This window comes from Bradyrhizobium sp. 2TAF36 (genome assembly GCF_052114925.1).
In the GTDB taxonomy this organism is placed as follows: domain Bacteria; phylum Pseudomonadota; class Alphaproteobacteria; order Rhizobiales; family Xanthobacteraceae; genus Bradyrhizobium; species Bradyrhizobium barranii.
Genome location: NZ_JBFRFR010000155.1, coordinates 1 through 10,227 on the forward strand (window position 1 = coordinate 1; position 10,227 = coordinate 10,227).

The window sequence follows — 10,227 nt, forward strand, 5'->3', positions numbered from 1 at the left end:
GCTTTGGCTTTGCGCGCGCCGGTTCGGCCAGGTCCGAGATCTTGTTGATTACCACGACGTCTGCAAATTCAATCTGCTCGACAATGAGATCGATGAGTGTCCGTTGCCGGTTCGTGCCACGCATTTCGTCGCAATCGTGCGGCAAGCTGCGACTGCCGAGATCGGCGAGTAGTCTGGTCGCATCGACGACGGTGACCATCGTATCCAGTGTCGCGACGTCGGACAGTGAAACGCCGGCCTCGTCGCGAAAGTGAAAGGTCGCTGCGATTGGAAGTGGCTCGGCGATTCCGGTGGCTTCTATAAGTAAATAGTCGAAGCGCTTCTCGGCGGCCAAACGTCTGACTTCCTGGAGAAGATCGTTGCGGAGCGTGCAGCATATGCAACCATTGCTGAGCTCGACGAGCTCCTCGGTCACATGTGAGAGGTTGGCCCCTCCATTGCGGATGAGGCCAGCGTCTATGTTGACCTGACTCATGTCGTTCACGAGGACCGCAATCCGCAAGCCGTCCCGGTTCATTAACAGGTGGTTGAGCACGGTCGTTTTCCCGGCACCGAGAAATCCGCTCAGCACCGTCGCCCGCAGCTTATTTCCGCTCGCCGTCGATCCTGCTGCAGGTTTGCCCGCAAGTTGAGGGTGGAACATGACATCGGCCCAATTATTTGCTGGGTTGAAGGTGTTGGTTGCAATCAATCCGCTGCTATCGGTCCCGCAGTCGGTATAGTCCGCGTTGCCGGCCAAGCACGCGCACGCTCAACGGTCCAGTGGTTGTCACGGTCCGATAGGACGCAACGTATTTGCATTGGCCCGGCGGCGTTCGTTGACGGTATATGTGAACGTGCGTGAGGTATTGAGAACGAAGCCGCGATAGGCTCCCGCGAGCCCCATTCCGATTGGATCTGTCGCCGCGTCGGAGACTAACGGATGTTGTCGACTTGACTACGCTTTGAGAGATGTCCTGCCGAATCTGTCGTTCGAGAGTGACATCATGCCAGTCGGAAATCGCCTTTAATGAACTCATGATGCTTTGCTCCATGGGAAAGCAAAAATGAATGTAACGAGGCAAATCGGCGAGCCGATGCGAACACCGGCGCTCAGTGGAAATCCCGCTCTCATTTTCCTGACGTCAGCGGCGCGAACGCTGCATCCGTATCTGATCGCAAGGTTGCGGTTCATGGGCGTGTTGAATGGTTGATTTAATATTATTATACCGCGGTGGTCGAGAAGGGATTGCGGCCAATATAAAAATGCTATTAAATTCGAGCGCGGCTTGATCGACAGCGCATTCGCCGTTCGTACTGCCCGATATTGGTAGCTGGAAGCCAGGCCACGAGCGCGTTTTGACGCAGTGCCGGCTTGGGCCCAGCGATGGAAAGGGGAGCTCATCGGGCGAGGGTGACATCGTCGCCTCGCCAGGCTTTGGCTGTCGCTTGAGAAATTCATCACCCCGGAAGCGTTAGTTTTGTAAAAAGTGGGCAGGAGGAAGTAATGACAGGTTCTTGCGAGTCTGGTGGCTCTTCCCTTCGGACTTCCCTCCACGCAATAAAGCAGGCTCAGGCCCAGCTCTATCTCTTGACCGGCGAAGGGGCGACGCCGACCGTCATCTCTAGCCGCATTCAGCTGTGCGACGTTCTGCTGGGAGAGATAACGGACATTAGCGCCAACCTCGCCAGACACATTGCCCATACGCGTGGAGGCGTAGGATCAGGTTTGCGGCTGCATAATTGACTTCGGCAACGAAGCGGCTAGGCCGATCCCTCGGCTTCCTTGTCGCCGGCACCGATCTGGAACTCCTCGATCTTGTGCCCGGATTGCAGTGCAGCAACCAACCATCGCGGCTGCCTGCCTCTGCCGGACCAGGTTTCGCTTGGTTCCACCGGGTTGAAATATTTCGGCGGCGCCTTCCGATAAGGTCGGCGAGCTCGTGATTCGCTCCGACCGGCAGGGGCAAGCTGGGCCAGTCGCTTCTCCAGTTCCAGCTTCTCAGTCGTGATTTTCTCCGACAGGATCCTGGTAACCTCCTCATGGAGGAGCCAGAGATCGTCGAAGGCCATGGCATCCAAATCGGGCTTGCGCATCGTACTTCTCGTCGTGATTGGTACTTTGGTTGAATGCACTGCAAATATTCTTTGACAAACGACCATTATGTGCAGAATCGGACATTGGCGCCCGTTAAATATATTAAATATTAGATGAGAAATTTTGTCTTGATAAGTGATTATTTCTGGATGAGCTTCGGAAAATTAGATTCCTGCGCATATTGAGAGATGAACAAAAAATTTGAGCTTGGAGGGAGTTTGAGATGGACCCAATTGAGGCTCCTCTGCGTAACCTTGATGCAGCCATTAGATGTTTTGTTGTTCCGACACCGGCATTGAGTGATATTCCAACGCTGAAGGCCCAAATCGAGCTGCGGCGGCTCGCTCTGCGCGATCTCGAGTTGATCCGCTCGCGTTTGCGGCCATTGGTGCGAAGGCGCATCGAGCGCTTTGTTCCAGGGACCTGTGGCGCGGTTCGAAGGCGATCGGCATCCCGAAGCAGTAGCCTGCCGTGCGGTTTGCGCAGTGCGGGCGAGGCTCTCGCATCGATCCAACTACGCGTTCAGCGCGAATAGTATTTAATGTCCACCTTGTTGGTTGCGCAAATTACTTGAAAAAGAATGGGCGAGGCAATATGACTGCACTATAAAAGCATGGAACCGCGGAATGACCATGTCGTTGAATAAAGCCGAACTTGAGGCGATGTCGCTTGACCGTCTCTGGGCGCTACACGAAGAAATTAGTGCGATCCTGGCGGCGCGGATCGAGGCGGAGAAGCGAGAACTGGAAAAGCGCTTGGCGGTCTTGAGCCGGGGCGTTCCGAGCCCGGGCGACTTTGTCGGGGTCTTGCAGGAGGGGAAGCCGCGTCGGAAATATCCGAGAGTGCTTCCGAAGTATCGCAATCCAAAAACATCGGAGACCTGGTCGGGGCGCGGCAAGCTGCCCCGTTGGCTCGTCGCTGCCATGAAGTCCGGGAGAAAAATCGAAGAATTCCGGATCGGCGAATCCGGCAGCAAGAGTCGTCGAAGAGCCTGAGTCCGGACGGGGCAGCGCCGATATCTACAAGATCGCATGTTGTTGGCAATTTCGCTTAGACTAGGCTGCCGGGGCGCGTCGGCCGAGAAGCAGGCCCACCCCATGCCCATGTCATGTTTCCGAGAATAGCGCCGTTTCCTCAAAGATCATGGCGCAGCATGATCCGAGCACATGTTTTAAAGCGCGGTGACGATTCATCCTGATATCGCCGTGCTTGAAAAGGCATTGTGCGGTCTCAATACCTCCATTGGAGTTCGCAGAAGGATCACCAGATCCAGCCGAAGGCTCCAATTGTCGATGTACCAGAGATCGTATGTGACACGCTCCTCGATCAGCTCCCTCGTCGGCGTCGTTCACGGCTGCCATGATCTGGGCCCAGCTGGTCAAATCCAGGCTCTTGACCCGGCACCATAGGCATATTGTTGCACGGCGAGGCTGGAACTCGGTGTCGTGGGCGTGTGGCTGTGGTCCGACGAGCAGCATGAAGCTGCGGTCATTGAAGCCGCAGCGTTGCTGTGACGTGATCACCAAGTCGCTTGCGGTTGTTTAACCGAGGTCACAAGCGCTCGTTCAGGCGGCCATCGGCAACAATGCTCGAGCCGCGATCCGGGTATAGGCGATTTGGATGGGATCGCGCATGTCGCCAAAACGAGAAGCCGCCAACCGGAGCAAGGCGCTCACCTCTGCCCGGCCGCCCTTGTAGCGGCAATGCGGTGCAAACGGCGGCATCACCTTATGTTCGCGGCCGTAAAGGTCTTCGTACTCGTCACGATTGTCCCAGGCGATCTGATCACCGGCGTACCGAAACGTCTCGGCCGCCGCGCCTTCGGCGAAGATCACTTGATGAGTGTCGAGTTCGATTGAGAAGTATTCGATGGTTTCCGACTTCTCCACACCGCGATCGATGGCGATCGAGCGTTCATTGACAAGATGTTTCACCGGGATCAGAAACCCATCGATCAGGAGCGAGTGTCCCTCAGATAGATACAAATCCTTGCGCGGCGTTTGATCATCCAAGGCAAAGCGTGCCACTCGGATCGGCATAACGCTCGGATGCCAGCGGGCTGACGCGTTCCTTCTGATCGTTCTTCGACCTATCCATTTGATCGGTATTGCACCGTTGGCCGTTATAACCAATTCGCCGATCGTCAAGTGTTCAATAGGCACTTCGCCGTGTACCGTTTGAATGAGCGTTCCTCGTCCAAAACAATGATGATCGCGGCCGCGATTCGGGTCGCCCCTAGGCAATATACCCAAGGCATCGGCGCTTTTGCTTGCAAGTAAAACAGATGGAATTACGATGCTCGACAGTCTTGCAGTGCCAGCAGCAGCGATCCCCATAAAGTGACGACGTGCAAGGCTTACGGGTGGCGGAAGGCTCTCGCCGGATCTGCGTGCCATGGATGGTATTCCTAACTCTGATGGAAAAATTCCATCTCCGTCTTCTAATTAAATGTATTAAATCCTAAAAATAATAAATGTCAAATTTAAATCCGTGAAATCAAAGTGAGCTGCGCTGGCGCAAGCCATCGGCGAGCCCTCAAAGTGAAGAGCTCAGAGTGAGCAAATCCAGCCCGCTCTGCCCAGTGGATTGCAATGAGGGAGCGTCGCAATTTCGCTGAGGAGCCGGACGCAGGAGCCCGTTATTTTTAAACCGATAGAACACGCCACTCACATGATCTCGCACAGCGGCGCTGGGTGCCTGGTCCTGGATTGAAGCGGAGAACTTGTGTCAGCGTGTTGATCGCTTGCCGCAAAATTTGTACGGCGCAAGCGCGACACCGTTCTCAGTTCCCATTCGCGCAGTAGCGGATAATGTCTGCAGTGAATAGCGGAGTTAGTATTATTTTAAGACAATGGTGAGCGGGGCTTGCAGCAAGCCAAAAATGATATTAAATTACGCGGTGAGGGGTTCAGGTTACAGATATTGGAATAGGTTCGTTTGAGAAAATTAGTGCAGTGAGGTTCCCCCGGTTGATTAGCCGGCGTAGTTCATTTCAATGAAAATTCGGGATAAGGAGCGCCAGTAATGGATTCCCGCGCCGAATTTACGTTAGTTTGTAAAGCCTGCAGTTCCCTGAGTATTCGTTTCGATATTGCCGAAGGAGCTTCCCCCTCGACGCCCGTGCGATGTGGCCGATGCAATGCATTCCGCGGTACTTTGGGTCACCTGCGGATCCTTGCTAATGCTGGCAAGCGCGATGTATTTGGACTCCATCAGAATGCGAGGAGCGAGGCGCCGATCGCGAGAGGATGAAACAGGCTCCGGACGAGTGTCGGTTATTTTTTTGCTCTATTACTTACCTGAGATTTTAATTTTTTTTAGTATGGGTATGAGGAATCGAGGCGATGACCGGCATTCACGACTCTGGTAATACTTCCCTTTGGAGCTCCCTCCAAACGATCAGGCTGGCTCAGGCTCAGCTCTATCAATTGAATGGTGAGGGGGCGACTCCCACCATCATTTCTAGCCGCATTCACCTGTGTGACGTCCTTCTCGGCGAGATATCGGGCATTCGTGCCCGGCTCGCCAGACACATGGCTCACGCGCGCGAAGAAGAGGTGGGGGCCGGTCCGCAACTACACAGTTGATTGATCTCGGCAACGCACGCCTAGGCCGGCTTCTCGGCTCCCTTGTCGCTTGCTTGGATCGCTAGCTCCTGAAGCTTGTGCCCGGATTGCAGGGCGGCGGTCAACCACTGGGGCTGATTGCCTCGGCCGGACCAGATTTCGCTTGGTTGCATTGGGTTGAGGTACTTTGGAGGCGCCTTGCGATACGGGCGACGCGCCCGATCGGTTCCGATTGTTAATTGACCGCTTTGTGAAACCGAGTTGGAGGGGGTGAGCTGAGCCAAACGCTTCTCCCAACTCTGGTTTCCCTGCCAGGATACTTTCCGACAGAATTTTGATGCGATTTAAGTTTGTAGTGTAGGGAGTTGGTAATGGACCAAGTTGAAGTCGCTCTTTCCGACCTTGGTGCAGTCATTGATAGTTTTATTACTCCAACACGCGAATTGCGCGATATCGCAACGCTGAAGGCCCAGATTGAGCTCCGGCGGTTGGCTTTGAGAGATATCCAGTTGATTCGCGCACGTTTACGCCCGTTGGTAGGACGGCGCATCAAGAGCTCGATTCGCAGGCCATCTGTCACGATTCGGAGGCGGCAGCAGCTGGCGTTTGCATCACGGAAGAGGGACCTTCTGCGCGGCGCTCTTAGTTGCGAGGGCTAGATACCGAACCGGATAGCCCAAAATCTAGGGCTCCGGGGCAGTTATTAGCATATTTAAATTACCGGCGCCTTTTCAGGCGCATAAACTACTTGAAAAAGAAGATTTGAGGTCATAAGTGACACAGTCACGAATTAAGTGACACAGTCACGAATGACGCACGGAACGAGCATGACGTTAACCAAGACCGAACTTGAGGCGATGTCGCTCGATGATCTCTGGTCCCTGCACGAGAGGATCAGCGCGATTTTGGCGACGCGTATCGAGGCGGAAAAGCGAGAACTGGAAAAGCGCCTGGCAGTCTTAAGTCGGGGCGTGTCGAGTTCTCCCGATGCGATGAGGGCCCTGCAGACGGAGAAGCCGCGCCGGAAATATCCGAGAGTGCTTCCGAAGTATCGCAATCCAAAGACATCTGAAACCTGGTCGGGGCGGGGAAAACTTCCTCGATGGCTTGTGGCAGCCATGAAATCCGGGAAGAAGATCGAGGAGTTTCGTATCGGTGACACTGGCGCCAAAGCCCGCCGAAGAGCCTGACTTCCGACATACGTAAGTACGCATCGAGACGGGCAAGCTTCCTCGACAAGTTTGCCGGAATTGCCAGTGATTGATCCCAGCGTCAGAGACGGTCGCTGGAGCTGCGCGCTGTCACCGCCCCGTTGCTCAGTGATCTTCGTTCAATGATCTTCGGTACGTCCGAAGGAGCGTCGAAAGAGAATCCAAAGCACGACGTAATTGCCAATCTCATTGCGCTTCAGAAGGCATTACGCGACCGCAGTACCTCCATTGGAGTCCGGAGTAGGATTGCCAAATCCAGTTGAAGGCTCCAGTTGTCGATGTACCAGAGATCATATGTGACCCGCTGTTCGATTAGCGCCCTCGTTGGCGTCGGCCCGCGGCTACCATGTATCTGAGCCCAGCCAGTCAGTCCGGGCTTCACCCGTCGCCGATAGGCGTACTGCTGCACGGCTAGGTCGAACTCGGTATCGTGCGCTATCGCGTGTGGTCGCGGTCCGACCAGCGACATGCTCCCCTCCAGCACGTTCAGCAGTTGCGGCAGTTCGTCAACGCTTGTCCTGCGAAGCCACCTTCCGACCTTGGTCACGCGGCAGTCATTGGCGACCGCCTGGGTAATTGAGCAGCCATCCTCCATCACCCGCATGGTGCGAAACTTGTAGATCGTAAAACCGCGGCCATTGAAGCCGCAGCGCTGCTGCCTGAAGAGGACAGGTCCGGCGGAGTCCAATCTGATGGCGGCTGCGATCAGCAACAGAGGAGGCATCAGCAGGATCAGGCAAATTCCTGCTCCAATTACGTCGATGCACCGCTTTGCAGCGCGTTCGCCGTGTGTGAGGGGCCTACGCTGCACCTCGACACCGATGGCATTTCTGAAATCGCGCGTAGGGCGACCGAACATTTCCGCCCCGGCTCCGACTGGGACGAAGACGACAGGAATCGGCAAAACCCTAAGGTCTGCAATGAATTCGCGCAGTTCGTGCCATCGGTTCGGATCCGCCTCAACGATGACTTCTTCGATGTCGGTGCCTCGGGCATGCCTGATGACGAGATCAATCAGCCGCTTGCGATGATTTGAGCTCGCGCCTGTTCGAGGCAGGCAAAACGATCCACCTACGCGAAAACCGAGTGCTGTGAGCGTCCGTGCCAGTCCGGTTTCGCCCGATCGCGCCTGATCGGTGAGCAGTATGACATTTCCGCCAGAGAATTTGCCCTCGCTGAGACCCTTCAACACCAGCGCCCTCACGAAAACGCGCTGTCCGATCAACATCACCAGTCCGAGGACAGGAAAAATAGCTCCGGCGCTGCGGAAGAGTTCTGATCCCAAGTTAAAGGCGCTGACGGCTGCGCCCAGTAGAAGGAATACGACTGCCCAGCACAGGCACACCGCATGGACTTGGTGTCCCAAATCAAGCAACGCGGACGGAGTATGCATGCTCCGCGTCTTCAAGAGCGAGACGCAAAGTGCCGAGACGACAATGGCCGAACCAATCGCCCTGCCGATGTCGGTCGCGGTCGAGACATCATGGTTGGGGAAAAGCAGGGTAGAAACGATGCTGGCAATCAAGATCGCAAACAGGTCGCCACAAACCACAATTGCCTCGATTGATCTGTAGCTGATCGGCCATTTACGATTGGCCCTCATCATTGAGCTGAGGGACGATCTCGTCATCTCGCCGCGAGTGTCGATTGGGATAAAGCGACTCTTTGAAATCATTGGCGAATCTATTCGTTGCTACTATTATTTAATACAACATTAAATACGCCAAAATCGCCGGGGGCGCCAGCATAAAATAATTAAATACATTTAAATGCCCGACCGCTTGGATCAGGATATCTGGGGCACTCCTGCGCAGGTGAGATTGGACCGCTCAGGTCGACAGCCCCTGAAGCGCCCACTTCCAGAAACCACGGCCCCCAAATGCATCAACCGACTTCCGTGGATCGAGCGCTGGGCGCCGCGTCGATCATCCAGGAGCGGGTCTCCGGGAGCGCGCTGCGTCGGAACCGCCAGCCGCTCGAGATCGAGACGTGCGCCTGGTCGGCCGGCGGCAACTAATCGCTCGGAAGACGAGAGCACGATCCTGCCCTTCTGGATGTCGATCGATCGGTGGATGAACTCTTGCTTGAGGTGGCGCCGTAGAAGCACGCGAAGGCCGAGCGGGAAGAAGGCACCCGCCTGGGCGCATGCCGGCGTGCGTCCACGTCGGACTTCGGTGCAGCGGCCAGGTCAGGATAGCGGTCAGCCGGGACGTTCGATGGGAAACTCCAGGGGCTCAGTGCCTCGGCTACCTACCGCAGAAGAGCGACTTTCGGCCGGATTGAACGCAGGGATAATTCGCCGGCGCGCCGCGCGCATCGGCAACTCCGAAATCTTGTCGATCGCCACGACTTCGAAAAAGTCGATCCACTCAACCAGGCCATCGAGGAACGGCCTCTTGCCGCATTGAGAAATCGGCTCTGCACGGTCGCGGCGGAGATCTTTGGTCTCCCACTTTCTCCAGCCTAGCCGACTACTTGTGGTTGGAACACAACATCGGCCCAGTAATTGGCGGAGTTGAACGTGTTGCTCGGAAACAGTCCGGTCGAGCTTGTGCCGCCATAGGCATAGACGCCGTTGCCGCCCGCGCTCGCGCTTGAGGGCGCCGACAAGGGCCCGTTGGTAACGGCGGAGCTGAAGAAGCCGCCGCTCGCCACATATGCACCCATGGTGTGATAGGAGGCGACGTAGGTCGTGTTGGCGTTTATGGCGATGGGCGTCGCGAGTTGAACCGTTTGCCAGCCACTCGCCGATGTACTGGTAAAGGTGGCGTTCGCGAGATTGGTACCGGTGGCGCTCCACAGATTGAGTATGTCGGTACCGGTGTCGCTCGCACTGCGGTAGAATTTCAGCCCGGTGATCGTGCCCGCGACGGAGGAGGTGAACTTCACGCCAAGCTCAAGCGGAGAGCCGTCATTGTAGCTGCCCGCAGGCGTATTGGAGGCGCTGAATAGGCTGACCGGCGCAGGCGGGGGCGTGGTGGACACGGCAATATTGAAGGACTCGCTGGTGGCTGCGCCCGCAAGGTCCGTTGCCGCGACCTTTATGCCGGCGGTACCGACATTGGCAGCCGTCGGTGTGCCGCTGAATGTGCGTGTGGAGGCGTTGAACGCGAGCCAGGTGGGCAGGGCAGTGCCGTCGGCGGACGTTGCCGTATAGGCCATGGTGTCGCCGGCATCGACGTCGGTGAAGGTGTTGGTGGGCAGCACCAGCGAGAAGGACGACCCGACCGTCGCGTTCTGGTTGGCGGTCTGACTCGCGAGCACCGGGGTATCGTCAGCGCCATGGATGGTGACGGTGAGCGTGGTGGTCGAAGTGAGGCCTCCGGTGTCGCGCATGGTATAGTTGAACGTGTCCGTCAACGTGTTCGTTGGC

Annotated in this window: 9 protein-coding genes; 2 read left to right on the forward strand and 7 right to left on the reverse strand. The window is 56.3% G+C overall.

The window, feature by feature from the left end; genetic code table 11:
* Window positions 1–643, reverse strand: a 643-nt coding sequence (locus AB4Z51_RS43020) for a GTP-binding protein (RefSeq protein WP_441499598.1), incomplete at its 3' end; no start/stop codon positions are given.
* Between the two features lie 1,100 nt (window positions 644–1,743).
* Window positions 1,744–2,076 carry an H-NS histone family protein gene (locus tag AB4Z51_RS43025; protein WP_135216962.1) on the reverse strand — a complete coding sequence of 111 codons (333 nt, stop codon included), beginning with the start codon at window positions 2,074–2,076 and terminating at the stop codon, window positions 1,744–1,746.
* 633 nt (window positions 2,077–2,709) lie between these two features.
* On the opposite strand from AB4Z51_RS43025, the gene AB4Z51_RS43030 reads away from it, so the two are divergent.
* Window positions 2,710–3,072 (forward strand): H-NS histone family protein, encoded by a 363-nt coding sequence (locus tag AB4Z51_RS43030; RefSeq protein WP_135216969.1) that lies wholly within the window; start codon window positions 2,710–2,712, stop codon window positions 3,070–3,072.
* Window positions 3,073–3,266: 194 nt separating this feature from the next.
* Here the strand turns inward: AB4Z51_RS43030 and AB4Z51_RS43035 are convergent, their stop codons facing one another.
* From AB4Z51_RS43035 to AB4Z51_RS43045, 3 genes are all read right to left on the reverse strand, one after another.
* Entirely contained in the window at window positions 3,267–3,407 is a 141-nt protein-coding gene (locus tag AB4Z51_RS43035) for a sugar transferase (protein WP_225005724.1), read from the reverse strand.
* A gap of 235 nt (window positions 3,408–3,642) precedes the next feature.
* Window positions 3,643–4,473 (reverse strand): Hint domain-containing protein, encoded by an 831-nt coding sequence (locus AB4Z51_RS43040; protein ID WP_135216961.1) that lies wholly within the window; start codon window positions 4,471–4,473, stop codon window positions 3,643–3,645.
* A 1,211-nt stretch (window positions 4,474–5,684) separates the two neighbouring features.
* Entirely contained in the window at window positions 5,685–5,927 is a 243-nt protein-coding gene (locus tag AB4Z51_RS43045; protein WP_167768317.1) for an H-NS histone family protein, read from the reverse strand.
* Between the two features lie 543 nt (window positions 5,928–6,470).
* Between AB4Z51_RS43045 and AB4Z51_RS43050 the strand changes: the two genes are divergently transcribed.
* Window positions 6,471–6,833: an H-NS histone family protein gene (locus AB4Z51_RS43050; RefSeq protein WP_135216960.1), complete on the forward strand. Its 363-nt coding sequence runs from the start codon at window positions 6,471–6,473 to the stop codon at window positions 6,831–6,833.
* 217 nt (window positions 6,834–7,050) lie between these two features.
* Here the strand turns inward: AB4Z51_RS43050 and AB4Z51_RS43055 are convergent, their stop codons facing one another.
* Together AB4Z51_RS43055 and AB4Z51_RS43060 are read right to left on the reverse strand one after the other, a co-directional pair.
* Entirely contained in the window at window positions 7,051–8,529 is a 1,479-nt protein-coding gene (locus AB4Z51_RS43055) for an exopolysaccharide biosynthesis polyprenyl glycosylphosphotransferase (protein WP_244623459.1), read from the reverse strand.
* 788 nt (window positions 8,530–9,317) lie between these two features.
* The coding region (locus tag AB4Z51_RS43060; protein WP_441499597.1) for a DUF4082 domain-containing protein at window positions 9,318–10,227 on the reverse strand (910 nt) is incomplete at its 5' end.

What these genes read in the sequence shown, in the direction of transcription:
- AB4Z51_RS43025 (WP_135216962.1), bottom strand. Translation starts at nt 2,076, where the DNA reads ATGCGCAAGCCCGATTTGGATGCCATGGCCTTCGACGATCTCTGGCTC.
- AB4Z51_RS43030 (WP_135216969.1), top strand. Translation starts at nt 2,710, where the DNA reads ATGTCGTTGAATAAAGCCGAACTTGAGGCGATGTCGCTTGACCGTCTC.
- AB4Z51_RS43040 (WP_135216961.1), bottom strand. Translation starts at nt 4,473, where the DNA reads ATGGCACGCAGATCCGGCGAGAGCCTTCCGCCACCCGTAAGCCTTGCA.
- AB4Z51_RS43050 (WP_135216960.1), top strand. Translation starts at nt 6,471, where the DNA reads ATGACGTTAACCAAGACCGAACTTGAGGCGATGTCGCTCGATGATCTC.
- AB4Z51_RS43055 (WP_244623459.1), bottom strand. Translation starts at nt 8,529, where the DNA reads ATGATTTCAAAGAGTCGCTTTATCCCAATCGACACTCGCGGCGAGATG.